At 43.0% G+C, this 19,885-nt stretch carries 17 protein-coding genes; 13 read left to right on the top strand and 4 right to left on the bottom strand.

Annotation, left to right across the window (positions count from 1 at the left end; translation table 11 throughout):
* The first annotated feature begins 362 nt into the window (after nt 1-362).
* The 10 genes from ndk (at nt 363) to DXX94_RS07015 (ending at nt 12,135) form a co-directional block, all read left to right on the top strand.
* Nucleotides 363-794, top strand: a complete 432-nt coding sequence (gene ndk / locus DXX94_RS07060; protein WP_116018367.1) for a nucleoside-diphosphate kinase — start codon at nt 363-365, stop codon at nt 792-794.
* 373 nt (nt 795-1,167) lie between these two features.
* Complete coding sequence (locus DXX94_RS07055; RefSeq protein WP_116014790.1) at nt 1,168-2,325, top strand: bifunctional tRNA (adenosine(37)-C2)-methyltransferase TrmG/ribosomal RNA large subunit methyltransferase RlmN; 1,158 nt, start codon at nt 1,168-1,170, stop codon at nt 2,323-2,325.
* Between the two features lie 71 nt (nt 2,326-2,396).
* Nucleotides 2,397-4,268, top strand: coding sequence for a type IV pilus biogenesis/stability protein PilW (gene pilW, locus DXX94_RS07050; protein ID WP_116014788.1), 1,872 nt, complete (start codon nt 2,397-2,399; stop codon nt 4,266-4,268).
* Nucleotides 4,269-4,274: 6 nt separating this feature from the next.
* A complete protein-coding gene (locus DXX94_RS07045; RefSeq protein WP_116014787.1) occupies nt 4,275-5,228 on the top strand; it encodes a RodZ domain-containing protein in 954 nt (317 codons plus the stop codon).
* A 24-nt stretch (nt 5,229-5,252) separates the two neighbouring features.
* Entirely contained in the window at nt 5,253-6,377 is a 1,125-nt protein-coding gene (gene ispG / locus DXX94_RS07040; protein ID WP_181901502.1) for a flavodoxin-dependent (E)-4-hydroxy-3-methylbut-2-enyl-diphosphate synthase, read from the top strand.
* Nucleotides 6,378-6,487: 110 nt separating this feature from the next.
* Nucleotides 6,488-7,762: a histidine--tRNA ligase gene (gene hisS / locus DXX94_RS07035; RefSeq protein WP_116014785.1), complete on the top strand. Its 1,275-nt coding sequence runs from the start codon at nt 6,488-6,490 to the stop codon at nt 7,760-7,762.
* 9 nt (nt 7,763-7,771) lie between these two features.
* The gene (locus DXX94_RS07030) at nt 7,772-8,419 is read left to right on the top strand and encodes a YfgM family protein (RefSeq protein ID WP_116014783.1); all 648 of its coding nucleotides are present in this window, start codon (nt 7,772-7,774) and stop codon (nt 8,417-8,419) included.
* Between the two features lie 24 nt (nt 8,420-8,443).
* Nucleotides 8,444-9,646, top strand: a complete 1,203-nt coding sequence (bamB, locus tag DXX94_RS07025; RefSeq protein WP_116018365.1) for an outer membrane protein assembly factor BamB — start codon at nt 8,444-8,446, stop codon at nt 9,644-9,646.
* Nucleotides 9,647-9,817: 171 nt separating this feature from the next.
* Complete coding sequence (der, locus tag DXX94_RS07020) at nt 9,818-11,281, top strand: ribosome biogenesis GTPase Der (protein ID WP_116014782.1); 1,464 nt, start codon at nt 9,818-9,820, stop codon at nt 11,279-11,281.
* Between the two features lie 173 nt (nt 11,282-11,454).
* Nucleotides 11,455-12,135: a PilZ domain-containing protein gene (locus DXX94_RS07015; protein WP_116014780.1), complete on the top strand. Its 681-nt coding sequence runs from the start codon at nt 11,455-11,457 to the stop codon at nt 12,133-12,135.
* 138 nt (nt 12,136-12,273) lie between these two features.
* Here DXX94_RS07015 and xseA read toward each other — a convergent pair whose 3' ends face one another.
* The gene (xseA, locus tag DXX94_RS07010) at nt 12,274-13,614 is read right to left on the bottom strand and encodes an exodeoxyribonuclease VII large subunit (RefSeq protein ID WP_116014778.1); all 1,341 of its coding nucleotides are present in this window, start codon (nt 13,612-13,614) and stop codon (nt 12,274-12,276) included.
* 173 nt (nt 13,615-13,787) lie between these two features.
* Here xseA and guaB point away from each other — a divergent pair, with 173 nt between their 5' ends.
* On the top strand, nt 13,788-15,260 hold the full coding sequence (gene guaB, locus DXX94_RS07005) for an IMP dehydrogenase (protein ID WP_116014777.1): 1,473 nt from the start codon (nt 13,788-13,790) through the stop codon (nt 15,258-15,260).
* A 218-nt stretch (nt 15,261-15,478) separates the two neighbouring features.
* A complete protein-coding gene (guaA, locus tag DXX94_RS07000; protein ID WP_116014775.1) occupies nt 15,479-17,056 on the top strand; it encodes a glutamine-hydrolyzing GMP synthase in 1,578 nt (525 codons plus the stop codon).
* Between the two features lie 260 nt (nt 17,057-17,316).
* Here the strand turns inward: guaA and DXX94_RS06995 are convergent, their stop codons facing one another.
* Genes DXX94_RS06995 through DXX94_RS06985 form a run of 3 tightly spaced genes read right to left on the bottom strand, consistent with a single transcriptional unit; the run spans nt 17,317 to nt 18,782 of the window.
* Complete coding sequence (locus tag DXX94_RS06995; protein ID WP_116014773.1) at nt 17,317-17,523, bottom strand: hypothetical protein; 207 nt, start codon at nt 17,521-17,523, stop codon at nt 17,317-17,319.
* A 34-nt stretch (nt 17,524-17,557) separates the two neighbouring features.
* Entirely contained in the window at nt 17,558-18,394 is an 837-nt protein-coding gene (locus DXX94_RS06990; RefSeq protein WP_116014772.1) for a hypothetical protein, read from the bottom strand.
* A gap of 10 nt (nt 18,395-18,404) precedes the next feature.
* Nucleotides 18,405-18,782, bottom strand: a complete 378-nt coding sequence (locus tag DXX94_RS06985; protein WP_116014770.1) for a GntR family transcriptional regulator — start codon at nt 18,780-18,782, stop codon at nt 18,405-18,407.
* A 203-nt stretch (nt 18,783-18,985) separates the two neighbouring features.
* Here DXX94_RS06985 and DXX94_RS06980 point away from each other — a divergent pair, with 203 nt between their 5' ends.
* Nucleotides 18,986-19,687, top strand: coding sequence for a hypothetical protein (locus tag DXX94_RS06980; RefSeq protein WP_258872116.1), 702 nt, complete (start codon nt 18,986-18,988; stop codon nt 19,685-19,687).
* Nucleotides 19,688-19,885 lie beyond the last annotated feature (198 nt).

Here is a 19,885-nt window from a genome sequence, read left to right as displayed (position 1 = left end):
CTAGTATAGCTACTAGTTAATTTGCTAATGCAAAACGGCTCGCCTTGCCCTTTAAAGTACAATACGAGGTGCAATGCGAGCTGTTTTTGTTTTTGTGTTTCTTCAATATTTGAAAGCATACCGTAGTCAACTTACCCTCAATTAACACTTTATAGGTTAACGCTGCTAGCTAAAGGTAATAACTAACGCTAGAGCATACGCCAGCCAAGACCTGCAAGCGTCACAACAATATCATTAGTTTTTTAGCATCACTTAGTCTATAATCGCGCCAAAATTTTTAGCGTTCATTTCGTTTGGTGGGCAGTTTTCCCAATTCCTTGCAAAGTGAACCAATTATTCAATTACTTAAAAGAGGCTTTATCATGGCTATCGAACGTACTTTTTCTATCGTTAAACCAGATGCAGTTGCTAAAAACGTTATCGGTCAAATCTACAACCGTTTCGAAACTGCTGGTTTAACTATCATCGCTTCAAAAATGGTTCACTTATCTAAAGAACAAGCTGAAGGTTTCTACGCTGAGCACAGCGAGCGTCCTTTCTTCGGTGCTTTAGTTGAATTCATGACTTCTGGCCCAGTAATGGTTCAAGTTTTAGAAGGCGAAGGTGCAGTACTTAAAAACCGTGAAATCATGGGTGCAACTAACCCAGCTGAAGCATTAGCGGGTACATTACGTGCTGACTACGCAAACTCTATCGACGAGAACGCAGTTCACGGTTCAGACGCTTTAGAATCAGCAGCTCGTGAAATTGCTTACTTCTTCACCGACGAAGAAATTTGCCCACGCACTCGCTAATTCTATTTTAAGCGTCGTGTAGCGCTCCCGTTCGTTGTCGTGATTACTCGGCAGAAAGGGCTCACGTAATATTTATACGCTGTGGGTTTCCTCCTAGAACGAAAACGCTACACTTAGCTTGAAAAGAGAATTACAAAAAGGATTTTACTGAGTTATCGGTAAAATCCTTTTGCGTTATTTACGATTGTTGTTTTATGTAAATAACTTACCTAGTCAAGCGCTGCTAATCGTAAGCATTTTTAAAATCAAACGCTGAAAATGTTTACGATTACTTATCGCATAACCTTACCGACACCACTTTACAATTGTTTGTGGTGGTGAAAAAGTGTACAATTTTGCGCCTTTAAATTTTGTCTTCTAGAGAAATTGATTTATGTCTGAAGTGGTACAAGTGGCTGAGCAAACAGTCTCAAAAGTCAATCTACTAAATTTTGATCATCAAGGTTTACGCCAATACTTTGAGTCAATCGGTGAAAAGCCGTTTCGCGCTGATCAAATCATGAAGTGGATGTATCACTTTGGTTATGATGATTTCGAAAAAATGACCAACTTGAACAAGAAGTTACGTGATAAATTAGCGCGTAACTGCGAAATTATTGCACCTGAAATTTCGCAAAAGCAAGTGTCTAACGACGGCACGATTAAGTACGCGTTAAAGCTGGAAAGTGGCCAAGAAGTGGAAACGGTTTGGATCCCTGAGAACAACCGTGCAACTTTATGTGTTTCGTCACAAGTGGGTTGCGCACTGGAATGTAGCTTCTGTTCAACCGCGCAACAAGGTTTTAACCGTAACTTATCGATGGCAGAAATTATTGGTCAGGTTTGGCGTGTGGCTAACGATATTGGCGCAACGCGTATTGCAGGCACACGTCCGATCACTAACATTGTGATGATGGGTATGGGTGAGCCGCTGCTTAACATGAAAAACCTAATTCCGGCATTAGATACTATGTTGAATGATTTAGGTTATGGCTTATCAAAGCGTCGTGTTACGGTCAGTACTTCAGGTGTGGTGCCTGCGCTTGATATGTTGAAAGAAAAAATTGACTGCGCGTTGGCGATTTCTGTGCACGCGCCAACCAATCAGCTGCGTGATGAGCTAGTGCCAATCAACAAAAAATATCCGTTAGAAGATTTCTTGGCGGCATCACGTCGTTATATCGATGGTTCAAAAGCGCAAAAGGCGGTGACGGTTGAGTATGTGATGATAGATCACGTCAACGACAGCACTGAGCAAGCCCATGAACTGGCGCACGCATTAAAAGATACGCCGAGTAAAATTAACCTTATTCCGTTTAATCCTTACCCTGGCTCTCCTTACAAGCGTTCAAGCAATTCACGTATTGACCGCTTCGACAAAGTACTGCAATCGTATGGCTTTACTGTGATCACGCGTCGTACCCGTGGTGATGATATTGATGCGGCTTGTGGCCAATTAGCTGGTGACGTGCTTGACCGCACTAAACGTACCGCGGCAATCGCTGCAAAGCGTGGTGACTCAGCAAGTGAAATTGAGGTTAAAGTCGTTTAACTAGCCCTTCAAATTTCCCTGGCAAGTTTCTCGTTCAGGGGTTATTAAAGGCACTCACTAATGAGACATCAGTGAGCAACCAGCAAGCGCTTAAGCCCCTTGCTGGTTTTATTTATAGTTGGTCAAAAATATTTAGTGTTTGGCTGCTAGTGCTAGGCTGGTATAGTATTGTTCATTTGATGCTGGCTAAGTACCTTGCCAGTAATTCCAAGATAACAATAACGATCAAGCATGCTATGCAAAATATGGATAAAGCGTTTAAACTTCTTGCCCTGAGCGCAGCCCTTAGTTTTTTATCTGGCTGTGTCACGCAAAACTATGAAAACTCCAAAACGCCTGTTGTTCAGAATGAATCGAGCAATACGGAAATTGCGATGACTCGCATCTCACTTGGCTTAGGTTACTTAAAAATGGGTAACACGACACAAGCTAAGTTAAATCTTGAAAAAGCAAAACGATTTTCACCAAACCTAGTACAGGTTTATACCGCATTCGCCCACTATTACGAAACTGTCGGCGAAGACGAGTTGACCAATGCTTCATATGAAAAAGCCTTATCGCTAAAACCCGATGATGCCGATACGCTCAACAACTACGGCGTTTTTCTTTGCCGCAAGGAGCGCTTGGCAGAAGCAGAGCAACAGTTTTTAAAAGCAATTGCAGTACCGAGCTATTTGCTGGTATCAAAAAGCTATGAAAACTTGGCGTTATGTCAGCTAAAAGCACTAAATTTTGAAAAAGCAGAAACTTATCTGAATAAAGCGATTGACCATAACCCTGCCAATGCTTCAATTTTATACCAAATGATGCGGCTGCAATATGCGAAAGGGCAGTACCATCAAGCCTTGGCTTATGCCAAACGATATGAAAAAGCCACTCGACGTTTTACGCCAGATTCATTGTCACTGAGCTATAAGATTTATGAAGCGCTCGGCAATCAGCGAATCGCGAAAAATTACGGCACTATGCTGGTTAAAATGTTTCCCGAGTCATGGCATGCACGGCAATATTTGCTCAACGAGCTAGATCAGATAGAAGCAGATGAATTGGCCGAGCAATACAGATTGTTGGCATTAGCTGGCAATACGTCGTCAACTAGCAATAAGACAAACAGTTTATTGTCCGGTGGTTTGCCAGACAACGCTTCCCCTGACCCTGCAAAAACTGTCGTGAAGAAAGTTAAAGTATTAAAACCTAACAATAAGCCGCCTGTTGCAATAAAACGAAGCAAGACAGCTGTGGTGGAAAATACAGGTACAGTAGCTAGTGCCACAACTGCAACTTCCGCTACAGTAAATTTCGTTGCGACAAATACGAATAAGCCTAAAAAAACCATCGTATTAAAAGCGCCAAAGCCTGAAGCAAAGTCCAAAGTGCCATCTGATGCATCTGTGCAAGCAAAGGAACTATCTGCGTCAGCTGAGGTCATTAATGATAAGAATCAGTCAGTTGAACAACCAGTGCCGCAAGATGACAGTATCGAGCTAGCGATTACAGCCAGCGAAACATTGGTAAGTGAACCCGAAAAAATTGCACCCAAAAAAACAGTACTAACGCAAACTGAGTTAACAGAGCTAGCTGAGCATAAAGTCTCAGAAAGCACAGCAACCGATATACAGGAAATCGCAGACGAAGAGATCACTGCTGATACAGATGTCGTTGCAGAAATAGAAGATAGAAAGCAAGTATTGGAACAGGATGCAGAACAAGCAGTTGAGGAGGTAGCTGAGCCTTTAACAGAGCCAGTTTATTTAACGCTTGCTGATTTACCTCAACATAAAATAATGAAAGGTGAGAATTTATTCACTATTTCGAAGCGCTATAACATTTATTTAAGCGCTTTACGCAGATGGAACAAACTAGACGAAGATTCGCTGATAAAGATCGGCGACATTATTTATTTGGCTGATCCTGAAAGTGTGCAAGCCGAACAAGAGCAATAAATTTAAATGAGTAATACATCAACTGAATTATCAGAAGATATTGAAGTAATTGGCCCTGGTCAGATGCTAGCAGAGGCTAGAGTTGCAATGGGCCTGAGCCAGCAACAAGTGGCGGAACAGCTTAATTTCCGCCCTGCATTGGTAAACGAAATAGAGCAAGAAATCTTTGACAGTAAACTGCCGGATACCTTTAACCGTGGGTATTTGAAAAACTACGCTAAATTAGTGGGTGTAGACGAGCAAGATGTGCTGGCAAGTTACGAGATGCTAGGTGTTGCAGCCAAGCAGCGCACTGAGTTACAAAGCTTTTCCAAAATTACCGAGAAAGAAGCACAACACAGCCGATTAATGTGGATTAGCTACCTTATTTTGGCGGCATTAATCGCTTCTACCGTGCTGTATTATTTACAAGATGCCAGTAACAATGCGCTTACTATAGAGCCGCAACCTAACAATGGTGAGTCATTAAGTGCTCAAAACACTAATCAAGCTGCAAGTTTAACTGCCGACAATCAAAACCTTGAATCAACAACATCAGAACCAGCAGCTTCGAACAAGCAGGTAGCGTCAAATATTGCAGAGCCAGTAAATGAAGAGCTTGCGTCAGAACCCTCATTAACCTCATCGCAAGCAGCCGCTCAACCAACAGTGCAATCAAAGCCTATTGAGCTAGCGCAAGCTAACGCTGACCTCGCACAAGCGCCGATAGCAGAGCCTGTTAAGGTAGTTTTCTCGTTTGCAGGTGACTGCTGGGTTAACATTTATGACGGTGCAGGTGAGCGTATTGCATGGGGCATTAAAAAAGCGGGTTATGTCATGGAACTTAACGGTCTTACCCCTTTCAAAGTAACCGTTGGTAAACCTGAATTAGTTGCTATTGATTTTAATGGTGAGTCTATCGACATGAGCAAGTATAATGTCGGCAATATTGCAAAATTTACCTTACCCGAATCTTCTTAGCCTGAGTTTTCTTAGTTTATGTCTATGTTTAATGAATCTCCGATAGTCAGACGCAAATCGCGCCAAATTATGGTGGGCAATGTCCCAGTAGGTGGTGATGCACCCATTAGCGTGCAGTCGATGACGAACACCTTAACCACTGATGTTGCTGCTACCGTCGCACAAATCAAATCGCTTGAAGCGGTTGGTGCTGATATTGTCCGCGTTAGTGTCCCGACCATGGATGCCGCCGAAGCGTTTAAAGAAATTAAAAAGCAAGTGTCAGTGCCGTTAGTCACCGACATTCACTTTGATTACCGTATTGCCCTGAAAGTTGCTGAGTATGGCGCCGATTGTTTGCGTATTAACCCAGGTAATATTGGCAAAGAAGATCGCATTAAAGCGGTAGTTGAGTCTGCGCGTGATAAAGGTATTCCGATTCGCATTGGCGTTAATGGCGGTTCATTAGAAAAAGACTTGCAAGAAAAATACGGTGAGCCAACACCAGAAGCGTTATTAGAGTCGGCGATGCGTCATGTAGATATTCTTGATCGCATGAACTTCCATGACTTTAAAGTTAGTGTGAAAGCATCAGATGTATTTTTAGCCGTTGGGGCATACCGATTGTTAGCGGCGCAAATTGACAATCCATTACACCTTGGTATTACCGAAGCAGGTGGCTTCCGCTCGGGGTCAGTTAAATCTGCTATTGGTTTAGGCATGCTGCTCAGTGAAGGCATTGGTGATACGTTACGAGTTTCGCTTGCGGCCGATCCGGTTGAAGAAATTAAAGTCGGCTTCGATATTTTAAAATCCCTAAAAATTCGTAGTCGTGGCATTAACTTTATTGCTTGCCCGAGCTGCTCACGCCAGGAATTTGATGTAATTGGTACAGTCAATGCGCTGGAAGAGCGTTTAGAAGACATAGTAACACCAATGGATGTTTCTATTATCGGCTGTATTGTTAATGGCCCAGGTGAAGCAACTGTTTCTGACTTAGGTTTGACCGGCAGTAGCCGCAAAAGTGGTTTCTACTTAGATGGTACCCGCCAAAAAGAACGCATCGACAACAACGATATTGTTGATCAACTTGAGCAAAAGATCCGTGCAAAAGCGAAGTTGATGGACGAAAACAGCAAGATCGCCGTTAAGCAATTAGAAGACGAATAATTTGGTATGGTTCGTCTGCTAGCGTGCTGTTTACGTTTAAACCGCTAGCGCCTATAATGCGCCGTTGATTTTTACTATTGTTTTTAAGTTAAAAGAAGAGAGCTGATTAAGTGAGTAAAGCGATTCAAGCAATTCGTGGTATGAATGACTGTTTGCCGTCAGAAACTAAAGTGTGGCAAATGGTAGAAGACACCCTGCGCAGGGTAGCTGGCAATTATGGTTTTGCCGAAATTCGTATGCCGATCGTTGAATCTACCGCTTTGTTCAAGCGTTCTATCGGTGAAGTAACCGATATTGTCGAAAAAGAAATGTACACATTCGACGATCGCAATGGTGACAGCTTAACACTTCGTCCAGAGGGCACAGCAAGCTGTGTGCGAGCTGGTAATCAACACGGTTTATTGTACAACCAAGAACAACGCCTATGGTACATGGGGCCAATGTTCCGCCATGAACGTCCACAAAAAGGGCGCTATCGTCAATTCCACCAGTTTGGTATTGAAGCATTTGGTATTGCAACACCGGACATTGACGCCGAAATTATAATGCTTTCTGCGCGCCTTTGGAAAGAACTAGGTATTGCTGAACACGTTACGCTAGAGCTTAACTCATTAGGTTCAAACGAAGAGCGTGCCGCTTATCGCGATGCACTGGTCGAGTACTTAACCAAGCGTGAAGACAAGCTCGATGAAGACAGCAAGCGTCGTATGCACTCTAATCCACTGCGCGTGCTTGATAGCAAAAACCCAGATGTGCAAGCGGCTTTAGCAGACGCGCCAAAGTTAAGCGATTACTTCGGTGAAGAAACTCAAGCGCACTTTGCTCAACTAACCGCCTATTTAGATAACGCGGGTATCAAGTATGAACTTAACGAACGTTTAGTTCGTGGCTTAGATTACTACAACCGTACGGTATTTGAGTGGGTAACTTCTAGCCTTGGCGCACAAGGTACTGTTTGTGCTGGCGGTCGTTATGATGGTTTGGTTGAGCAGCTTGGCGGAAAAGGTACTCCGGGTGTTGGTTTTGCGCTTGGTATTGAGCGTTTAGTGTTAATGCTGACCAGCTTAGAAAAACTAAATAACATTCGCCCACAAGTAGAAGCCTATGTGATTGCATTGGGTGAAGGTGCCGACTTAACTGCGATGCAGCTTGCTGAGCAGTGGCGTGATGAAGTGTCGGGTATTCGTATTCAAAACCACTGTGGCGGTGGCAATATGAAGAAACAAATGAAACGCGCGGATAAATCAGGTGCGCATATTGCGCTTATTTTAGGTGAAGATGAAATTGCCAACGGGCAGGTAACGGTCAAGTATCTGCGAGGTCAACACGAACAACAACAAATCGACTTAGCGCAAGTCGCAGGTCTGTTAGCAAGTATTATGTAAGGAAGTATTGTGGAAACATTTGAAACAGAAGAACAACAAGTCGAAGCGATCAAAAAGTTTTGGCACGAATACGGCAACTACCTTATTGGCGGCTTAGTTGTTGGTTTATCAGGATTTGTTGGTTTTAACTTCTATAAAGACAGCAAGCTAGAAGGCGAAATGGCTGTTGCTTCTAAGTATCAAGCCGTTATTGACAGCCAAACAGCGGATCACGAAGCGTTTAAAGCAAACGCAGAGCAATTTATTCAAAACAATGCAGACTCAAGTTATGCGTCGCTCACAGCGCTGAGCCTAGCTAAAGATGCGGCCGAGCATCAAGACTGGGAAAAAGCAGCGACACATTTACAACAAGCGATTGATAAAGCGAGCAATGCTGGCATCAAGTCAATTGCGACAGTGCGTTTGGCACGTGTACAAATTCAGCTTGAACAATTCGACAAAGCGTTAGCGACTGTTGGTGGCGAACAATCAGAAGCATTTAAGGCTGCGATTGAAGAAATCAAAGGTGATGCTTACCTTAAACAAGGTAAAGTTGAGCTTGCGCGCAACGCTTACCAAGCAGCAATTGATGCCGATGGTTTAGCGACTAATCCAAGCTTACAGCTGAAAATTGATGATTTAGCACAGGCAACTAACCTAACTCAATTGCCTAACTAAATAGCGAGCTACTTTGTGAAAAAAATGATAAAAAAAATAGTAAACGTACGATTATTATCAGCCATTGCGCTGGCAACAACACTAGCATCGTGTTCATCAACTGACGATGAAGACGAAGCAATAAAAATTGCTGAATTGACTGATATCAATGAGCAATTTGAAGTGGATGTTGCTTGGGAAAAGGGCATTGGCGATGGCGTTGACGACTACTTCTCACGTATTAAACCTGCTTACGGCTACAACAAAGTATTTAGCATCAGCCGAGAGGGTGATGCTTACGCGATTGACGCCAACAGTGGCGATCAAGTTTGGCATATTGATCTAAGCGATGTGAACAAAGAACGCGGCTTTTTCGACAGTCGTGAACCAGCACTACTAGCCGGTGGACCAGTAACGGGCGTTAATAAAGTCTTTATTGGTAGTGAGAACGGTCAAATATTTGCACTTGACGCTGAAACGGGTGAATTAGCTTGGCAAGGCAAAGTAAAAGGCGAAGTAATTGCTCGCCCAGCATTAGACTCTGGTATTCTCGTGGTCAATACTGCATCGGGGGTGTTAAAAGCGTTTAATGCCAATACCGGTGAAGACCTATGGCAGGTAGACCTTGATGTACCGCCATTAACATTACGTGGTATTAGTGCCCCAACGGCCGCTGCAGGCGGTGTATTAGTGGGTACATCAGCAGGTGAATTGTCGGTATTTATGCTGGAAAAAGGCCAACAAGGTTGGACTGTACCTGTAGGTGAAGCAACCGGTTCAACTGAGCTTGAACGTGTTATTGACGTTGACAGTCAACCACTGGTATTTGGTGATAAGGTTTATGCAATTTCATCGCGCGGTAACTTAGTGGCTATCGATATTCGCAATGGTCGAATTTTGTGGAAGCGTCAGTATTCTTCATATCGCCAGTTAGCCATCAAGGGTAACACCTTGTTTTTAACCAACTTAAAAGGTCATGTTTACGCAGTTGACCGCGTGAATGGTTTAGAGCGCTGGAGTAACTTAGCGTTAACTAATCGCAGTGTGACAGGCCCTGTTGTCGTCGGTGACTACTTAGCGGTTGGTGATTTTGAAGGTTATTTGCATTTCCTTGACCAAGAAACCGGTGAGTTCGTTGCCCGTCACAAGGTAGATGGCAGTGGCATTTATGCAACGCCAACGGTTGCGGAAGGCACTATCTATGTGCAAGCGCGCGATGGTTCACTGCAAGCAGTTAAGCTCCCCTAATTGTTATGGCTATAGCTTATGTTGTTAAACACTGAGCTATAGTTATAGAAATGTTTAATGGCTCCATGCTGATGCATTTGGGGCCTTTGTTTTTTTATTAGTATCACCAATTTATGGAGATACACCACTTGACCGCCTTTGCTTGCGGTCAGTTTAGAATTTGAGGTAAACATGCTACCAGTTGTTGCTTTAGTCGGTCGTCCTAATGTGGGCAAATCGACCTTATTTAACCGCCTAACTCGCACCCGTGATGCGCTGGTAGCTGACTACCCGGGCCTGACGCGTGATCGCCAGTATGGCCAAGCGTCGGTTGAGGAGCACCCATTCATTGTTATTGATACTGGTGGTATTCATGGTAATGAAGAGGGTATTGACGCATTAATGGCTGAACAATCGTTGATGGCGGTTGAAGAGGCTGATGCGGTGCTTTTCTTGGTAGACGCTCGCGCAGGCTTAACATCGGCTGATGAAGCAATTGCAGATTATCTGCGTAAGCAAGATAAGAAAGTATTCTTAGTTGCGAACAAAATTGATGGTATTGATGCTGACTCGGCGATTGCTGAATTCTTCAGCCTTGGCTTAGGCGATACGGTTCATCAAATTGCAGCGGCGCATGGTCGTGGTGTTACGCAGCTATTAACATTGGCATTGTCGCCACATATTGAAGAGCTTGGTCAAGAAAAGCTTGAAGCTGAAGAGGGCGAGTTTGATGACGAACTTGTCTTTGAAGAAGGCGAAGAAGTTGAAATTGAAGCGCCTGAGCAAGATGATAAAATTAAGCTAGCCATTATCGGTAAACCTAATGTGGGTAAGTCAACACTAACTAACCGTATTCTCGGTGAAGAGCGCGTGGTGGTTTACGACATGCCAGGTACCACACGAGACAGTGTGTATATTCCAATGGAGCGCAATGAACGTGAATATACCCTGATTGATACGGCAGGTATTCGCCGTCGCAAGAATGTCAACGATGTGGTCGAGAAATATTCAGTGATCAAAACGTTGCGTGCAATTGAAGACGCCAACGTGTGTTTATTGATTATTGACGCGCGTGAGGGAATTACCGATCAAGACTTAAGCTTGTTAGGCTTTATTCTTGAAGCAGGCCGCTCGTTGGTACTGGCAGTGAATAAATGGGATGGTATTGACCAAGAAGTTAAAGACAACATCCATAAAGAGTTAGACCGCCGCCTAGGCTTTATTGATTTTGCCCGTGTGCACTTTATCTCAGCGTTGCACGGCACAGGTGTTGGCCATTTATTCGAATCGGTAGAGGAAGCATTTGTTTCAGCGACTAAGCGTATTTCGACCTCTATGGTAACGAAAATATTGGATATGGCGGTATTTGACCATCAGCCACCAATGCATAACGGTCGCCGAATTAAGCTTAAATACGCTCATGCTGGTGGCTACAACCCGCCAATTGTGGTGATTCACGGTAACCAAACTAAGCATTTACCGCCGTCTTACAAGCGCTACTTGATGAATTACTACCGTAAGTCATTAAAGATCATGGGGACGCCAATCAAAATTGAGTTTAGAGAAACCTCTAACCCATTTGCCGGCAAGAAAAAACTAACTTACACCGAGCAGAAAAAACTAGCGCGCGCGACGCAAGGTTATAAAAAAGACTAGTCTCTTTAGTTTCCCAAGTTTTTGGTAGCCGTTAATTGAAAATTTTCAAGTAACGGCTTTTTCTATCGATTATTTTAGTTGGCATTACCCTTACTGAAATTGCATTTATTCGCGCTTTTGGCTAGGGTGACGGCTAGCTGTAATGAAAGAAAAATTAAGGTGCTACACCAAACATGGCAGAGCCAATCAAAATTGATGTTGCTAAGCGTTTAAATCGCAATCTTGGGTTATTTAATGCTGGCTCTCAAGTAACAATAGATATTGTGTCACCTGCCGGGAAGCGCGGTAAATTTCGGACGACTTTTCTTGGCTATTTACCAAAACAATACGTGCTTATTCAATATCCTGAAAGTAACAAGTTAGGCGGTTTTGCTCAATACATTACACAAGGCACTAATATTACGGTGCGTGGTGTCATCGAAGGGCATGAAGGCTCTATCGTTGCTTTTGTTTCACCTGTGCGCCAAACCTTGCAAATTCCCTCTCGCCTAATGGTATTAGAGTTTCCAAAAACACTAAGCCTACAAAATCTTCGCTCGTCAATGCGTATTGAAACGGACATTAAGGCTAAAGTAAAAGTCAATAATGATTACTGGCAGGCGAAAGTACAAGATATGTCGTCTAAAGGATGTCAGCTTTCACTGCACAATGGCGATTCACTTCTATTGAGTAAAGAGCAAGATATTTTGATTGTTATCGAAGACTTTCAGGAGAAAAGCAATATTAAGCTGGAAGCGGTGATTTGCAATGTCAAAACCCAAGTTGATGGTATTGCCGTTGGTGTGCAGTTTAAAGAGCAGGGCAGTAATCAAGTGATTGAATTACTCAATGCAGCATTGACGGTTGAGCTTTAAGCAATACGAAACTCTCTGCGCCAATGCTCTGCATAGTTTCATCACTAGATGCGTTTAAAACCGCGACTAACATCCACACCTAATATCCGTAAATGAGCTTTCTTGTAATAGAAGCGTTAAAACAAGATGAATAATTAACTATTCAGCTTGTTTACCCGAAACCTTCGCCTTGAGTTTACCGTCACCTAGTTGCACTGAAATCTCCTCACCTTGTTTAACTTTCTCGATAGACTTTACGATGTCACCAGTTTCATTTCGGGTGATGCTATAACCACGTGCTAAGGTGGCTAGTGGGCTTACCAAATGTAATTGCTCAGCAAGGGCTGCAAAGCTTTGCTGTTGTTGACTCAACCTTTGCTTAAAGCTTTGCTTAAGTCGCTTATCTAACTGGCTCAACTGAAGTTGATATTGACTAATGGCTCGTTCTGGTGATTGATGCTCTAATCGCTGTGCAAGTAATGTGGGGCGCTGGCCTTTGTTGACTAGCAATTGGCTCATTGCTTTGGTTAAGCGCTGTTGTAGTTCATCAGCCTGTTGGCTTGCCACTTGTAATTGTCGTTGCGGATCATTTTGCTGTAAGCGCTGTGCCAGATGTGCGCTGCGCTGTGATTGCAGGTGAAGTCTTTGACTGATTGCTTGCTGACAGCGCCGTGTTAGTTGTGTGATTTTAGCAAGCTGCTCTTGCTGATCACCAGAGATAAGCTCTGCCGCCGCAGAGGGGGTAGGCGCTCTGACATCAGCAGCAAAGTCGGACAATGTCGTATCAATTTCATGACCAACAGCACTGATCACCGGTAGCTTGCTATTGCTAATTGCGCGCACGACGCGCTCGTCATTAAAGCACCATAGATCTTCTAGCGAACCACCGCCACGGCCAACGACTAAGATATCGACTTCTTGGCGCAGGTTGGCAACTTCAATACTCGCGACGATATCAGCTGCGGCTAATTCTCCTTGCACAAGCGCTGGGTAAATGACTAACTCAGTCGTTGGGCTGCGCCGTGCCATGACACTAATAATATCTTTAATAGCGGCGCCTGTTGGTGAGGTAACAACACCTACTTTATTGTAGTGAGAGGCAATTGCTTGCTTGTTACTTGCGGCAAATAACCCTTCGCCATCAAGCTTAGCTTTGAGCGCTTCGTATTGCTGGCGCAATAATCCTTCACCTGCATCTTCCATCTGCTCGATAATTAATTGGAAGTCGCCACGCGGTTCATACAAAGAAACCTTAGCTTTTACCAATACTTGCTGACCATTCTTAGGTTTAATGCGAACGTATCGGTTATTGCCTTTAAACATTGCACATTTCACCTGAGATTGGCTATCTTTTAACGATAAATACCAATGACCCGAGCCCGCGGCGATAAAGTTGGAGATTTCACCACTTAACCAAACGACATTTATTTCGCTTTCCAGCATAAAGCGGACTTTTCGGGTCAGTTCGCTGACTTGTAAAATATGTTGTTTATTGGTCATTTAAGGGCTATTTCTTGGAAGTTAAGCTAGTGTTTAGTCATTATATCGCGCATTTGACGGCTTGGGATGAATAAATTTAAATTTACGAAAAATTAAGTTTACCTTGCAGGCCAAAACGGTTAAAATTCTGCCGCAATATTTCTTCCACCTATTCAACCTTGTGAGATATTGCAATGCTACGTATAGCCCAAGAAGCGTTAACCTTTGATGACGTTCTATTAGTACCAGCCCACTCTACGGTACTGCCTCATACTGCCGACCTAACCACCAAACTTACTCGCAAAATTTCATTAAATGTGCCTATGGTATCTGCCTCTATGGATACGGTAACTGAAGCGCGTTTAGCGATCACTCTTGCGCAGGAAGGTGGTATTGGTTTTATTCACAAAAATATGACCATTGAAGAACAGGCGCGCAATGTTTCTAAAGTAAAGAAATACGAAAGCGGGATTGTTTCTGACCCTGTTACTGTTGCACCTAATATCTCTATTGCTAAAGTTACGAAACTTTCTGACGAACTTGGCTTTTCTGGTTTCCCTGTAGTTGACACTGAAAACAACCTAGTCGGTATTGTTACTGGCCGTGATTTACGCTTTGAAACAGATCTGAACAAAACAGTGGCTGAGTTAATGACTAAGAAGGAAGACTTAGTTACGGTTAACGAAAGCGCTGAGCGTGAAGAAATTTTGCACTTGATGCACGAACATCGCATTGAAAAAATCCTAATGGTTGACAATGCCTTTAAGTTGAAAGGTTTGATCACAGTAAAAGATTTCAAAAAAGCAGAGCGCAAGCCTAACGCTTGTAAAGATGAGTTCGGTCGTCTTCGCGTGGGTGCCGCTGTTGGTGTTGGTGCAGGCACAGACGAGCGTATTGACGCATTGGTTGCTGCTGGCGTTGACGTACTTCTGATAGACACTTCACATGGCCACTCGCAAGGGGTTATTGACCGTGTTGCTGAAACACGTGCTAAATACCCAGATTTACAAATTGTTGCTGGTAATGTTGCTACTGCTGCAGGTGCTAAAGCGCTAGCTGATGCTGGTGTTGATGCGGTTAAAGTGGGTATTGGTCCGGGTTCAATTTGTACAACGCGTATTGTAACTGGTGTTGGTGTGCCACAGTTAACAGCTATCTCAAACGCCGTTGATGCGCTAAAAGGTACTGGCATTCCTGTCATTGCTGACGGTGGTATTCGTTTCTCAGGCGATATCGCCAAAGCTCTAGTAGCAGGTGCGCACTGCGTAATGGTTGGCTCAATGCTAGCGGGTACGGAAGAATCGCCAGGTGAAGTTGAACTTTACCAAGGTCGTTACTACAAGTCGTACCGAGGTATGGGCTCATTAGGTGCGATGGCACAAAAAGAAGGTTCATCTGATCGTTACTTCCAAAAAACTGACGGTGAAGCTGACAAGCTAGTACCGGAAGGTATTGAAGGCCGTGTTGCCTACAAAGGCCCAGTCGCTGCAATTGTTCACCAACAAATGGGTGGCTTACGCTCATCAATGGGCTTAACGGGCTCAGCAACAATTGAAGAGATGCGTACTAAGCCTGAATTTATGAAGATTACGGCGGCGGGTATGGGTGAGTCTCATGTCCACGATGTGACCATCACTAAAGAAGCACCAAATTACCGTATGGGCTAATTGTTGAAGTAATTTGGACGTAATTTCTGCGTTGTCGATGCTCACATAGTAAACTATGCTCCGCGTCTCCGCCTTGAACTTACGCCAAATGACAGTCAACAATTTGCAACAAAGGTATAATCAATTTTTATACCTCGTTTTAAAGAATTGAAACGGGCTGACAGCCATCATCAATGGAAGTCAGCCTGTTATTTTTAAAATTTATATAAGGTTTTGATATGACCAAAGATATCCACTCATCGCGCGTTCTAATTCTAGACTTCGGCTCTCAATATACTCAACTGATTGCACGTCGTGTGCGTGAAATTGGTGTTTACTGTGAACTTTGGGCTTGGGATGTAACCGAAGAGCAAATCAAAGAGTTCAACCCAACTGGTATTATCTTAGCGGGCGGGCCTGAGTCAGTGACTGAAGCTGGCTCTCCGCGCGCACCAGAATATGTGTTTAACGCTGGCGTGCCTGTGTTAGGTATTTGCTATGGTATGCAAACCATGGCTGAGCAGCTAGGTGGTGGCGTTCAAAGCTCTGAGCACAAAGAATTTGGTTACGCGGCGGTTGAAGTGATTAACCAGTCAGCGCTATTCAAAAACATCGAAGATTCCGTTAGCAATAACGGCAATGCGTTGTTAGACGTATGGATGAGCCACGGCGATAAAGTATCGGCAATCCCTGAAGGCTTTGTCACGGTTGCGCAAACACCAAGCTGTGCCTACGCAGCGATGGCTAATGAAGACAAGCATTTCTACGGTGTTCAATTCCACCCAGAAGTAACTCACACTAAGCAAGGTATACGTATTCTTGAGCATTTTGTGGTCGATATTTGTCAGTGTGAAAAGCTGTGGACACCAAGTTCAATTATTGATGATGCGATTGCCAAGATTAAAGCGCAAGTGGGTGACGATGAAGTTATCCTAGGCTTGTCAGGTGGTGTTGATTCATCTGTGGTTGCCATGCTAGTGCACCGCGCGATTGGCGATAAGCTAACGTGTGTATTCGTTGACAACGGTTTACTGCGCTTAAACGAAGGTCAGCAAGTAATGGACATGTTTGGTGATCACTTCGGCCTTAACATTGTGCATGTAAATGCTGAACAACGCTTCCTAGATCGTTTAAAAGGTGAAGCCGATCCAGAAGCTAAGCGTAAGATCATCGGTAATGTTTTTGTTGAAGTGTTCGATGAAGAAGCGGGCAAGCGCCAAAATGCGAAATGGTTAGCACAAGGTACCATCTACCCTGATGTTATTGAATCAGCTGCTTCTAAAACGGGCAAAGCGCATGTCATAAAGTCGCACCATAATGTCGGCGGTCTACCAGAAGATATGGAGATGGGCTTAGTTGAGCCACTACGCGAACTGTTTAAAGATGAAGTACGTAAAATCGGCTTAGAGTTAGGCTTACCATACGATATGCTTTATCGCCATCCATTCCCAGGTCCTGGTCTAGGCGTTCGTATCTTAGGTGAAGTGCAAAAAGAGTACGCTGACCTATTACGCCGTGCTGATGCTATTTTCATTGAAGAGTTACACAAGCATGACCTGTACAACAAAGTGAGCCAAGCATTCACGGTATTCTTACCGGTACGCTCAGTTGGTGTGATGGGTGATGGTCGTAAATATGACTGGGTAGTGAGTTTACGCGCAGTTGAAACCATCGACTTTATGACTGCTCATTGGGCACACTTACCATATGATTTCTTAGGTTTAGTATCAAACCGTATTATTAATGAAATCGATGGTATTTCTCGTGTAGTTTACGATATTTCTGGTAAGCCACCGGCAACAATTGAATGGGAATAATTAGCTTACAATAACTTCCTTATAAAAAAGCTTTAAATAGAAAACGCCGTGATGCTTTATTGATAAACAATAATCATCACGGCGTTTTTTGTTGGTGTTATACCAATTGAATTAATTAGGTGATCAATTATGGCGTAGGAAAAAGGTTCATAAACAAGGCGTTATTTTTTGTTAACTAGTTGCTCTAATTTCAAAAATAACAACGCAGTTAATGAGCATTTTAACCAGCCAGAATGATTAAGTATTTATTGAAATTGGTATTATCCTTGGTCTTTAATGTTGCGCTGCTTCGCCGCTTGGCTGCAACTGAAATAGCCAGCAATAAGCAATAGCGTAATCGCAAAGTTATTTTCACTGCCTTGTGTAAGTAACGATATGGCAATCATTAAACTCGCAAATACAAGTGCGATGGCAATTTGTGCTTTGTCGTTTGTACAAACCTTGTTTTTTAATTGTTGCATATTCATCTGTTTCTCCTTGATGTGAAAAATGATTTAAGAATCAAATCGTGGTGTTATTCATGCAGCGCACGCGATTGCCAACAGAGGCGTAAGCAACTACCACGGCATAAACTGCAGTTGCACTAGCTGACCAATGTTCTGCAGCAAGTGCGACAAGTAAACTCTGTAGTGTGAAATAACAGCTCATTGCAATGCTCAAATAAAAAAGCGATTGAACCGTGAATTTAACGCGATCTAAATGGTTAGCTTGTGCTTGCTGAGGATCTTTTTTCTGGCTGTAAATAGTGTTGAAAACCAAAGCGAACAGTAAGCCATTAGTTATGATCAACGTTATACTGCGATGTAACGCCTGTTCATTAAAACCCTGCCACAAAGGTTGCTGATTAGCATGTACGCTAAGATCAAACACTATCGTTAACAGTATGCAAGCCAAAGCGACGAGCATTAATTTAAGTGGCACAAAGGTTAAAAGCGTGCGTTTTACTATTGAGCCTGAACGTTTGGGCTGATGAATAACTTGTTTGAGCCATTGAAAGTGGCGTTTTTCAGTAACGTCAATAAGTGCAAAAGGGGTTAGCTGTATCATAAATAGCACAACTGCAAACATGCTTGGCGGCTGAAAATTTTGCTCTAATTCCCAATACAAAAGTAAAACTAAGCTACTAAGCCCAAGTGAAAAAATAACTTGGTTTGCTCGTTTAAATAGCGAGATGAACTTTGCAAAATCAACCGGTTTTTGTTGTTCAACAGTGCTTTCCTGCGGCGTTGAGGTATGTTGCAAAGCCGTTAGCCCATGACAGGCACGTTTGGCATAATGGTGTGACACAAGCCAAAGTTGAAAACCTACGACAAAATAAAAAATCACGCTAATTAACATGCCTTTCTCCCTAAAGTTTGCTATTCATTAAGTTGCCAAAAACAACGCGAATTTCTGAGTCGGTCACCCCATTGTTTCGCAGTTCATTGATACAAGTTTCGAGTTTTTCTTGAGTCCATTTTTTAAGATCAAGGTGACAATAGTTTTTTGCATCTTCTCGAATAAAGCTGCCTCGATAGCCCTTGCTATGCACAATTTTGTCCCGTTCAAGTAGCTTATAAGCTTTAGCAACCGTTTTACTGTTGATTTCTAACTCATTCGCTAATTGCCTGATCGAAGGAAGCGGTGTGCCAGGCGCTAATAAATCAACAGCAACAGCTGACTTAATCTGCTCAATTAGCTGAGTAAAAACTGGCGTTGGATCGTCAAGATCAATTTCTATTTCCATATCTATTCAATAATGCCTTGTTCAAAACTGACAAAAGTTTAAATATTCTTTAGTGTACCACCTGTAGTAATGGTACAAGTGGTTTTTTTGTTTTTCAAGTAACGTGCGTTAAATAATGTTTAAAAAAAGTTTAAAAAATAGACTTGATGAAATTAGAGTAATGAGCGTTTTGGGGATAATTTATCTTTTACTGGTTATCTAGTATGCTTGATAAATACACAAGAATTGGCCGTTTACCAATCGGAATGACACAGTCGTTATTGTGGCAAGAGTCACAACAAAGTAATGAATTTGCTGAACTTTGTAGCGCGCTATATGAGCGTGAGGTTACCTTGCTGGCGCGTGTCGAGGTCGCTCAAATAGAAACCTTGCAACGACGTTTACAAAGCCTTCCTTATTATGTGCAAAAGGCTGCTCATGCGATGGTCAATGCCCAGACACCGATGACGCTTGATAGTCAAAATGCCACTTGGTCATCGAAGCAAAGTCGCAACTTGCCGCAAGTAGGGCAAGAGCTAGATGCCATTGCACACTGGTATTTAAATCAAGAACTGCCGTTAGGGTTAGTCGTTCCAGTTGAAGTGGGGGAGCGCTTGGTACTCGATTGCATTGATCGATTAGATAAAGTGCAGGGGCGAGTGCGAACGAATGGTCACGGTTGGTTTGCGCTCAAGCAGGAACAGCAGGGTAAGCAAAAGCAACAAGAGCATCAGCACGCCAATCTTCACAACAAGGCTAAATTGTTAAAGCCGACCAAAAAAATCATGATGGCAAGCTGTGCTGGCCATGTTTGGCAAAACAACAAACCATGCCGACCGATTATTCCAACTTTACGGGAACTCTTGTTGTCTTGCTCAATCAATTGGAAAAATTTAAAGAAACCACCATCGGTCGATAATCATTAATCGCAGCAATGCAACTAATACCAATTTCAATAAATACTTGATCATTCTTGCTGGTTAAAATGCTCATTAACTGCGTTGTTATTTTTGAAATTAGAACAACTAGTTAACAAAAAATAACGCCTTGTTTATGAACCTTTTTCCTGCGCCATAATTGATCAACTAATTAATTCAACTGGTATAACGGGCTATCGCATCTTT

The sequence above is a fragment of the Thalassotalea euphylliae genome (genome assembly GCF_003390375.1).
GTDB classification, from domain to species: Bacteria; Pseudomonadota; Gammaproteobacteria; order Enterobacterales; family Alteromonadaceae; genus Thalassotalea_F; species Thalassotalea_F euphylliae_A.
The sequence above is the reverse complement of the archived record's forward strand: the minus strand, read 5'-3'. Positions and strand labels throughout refer to the sequence as shown.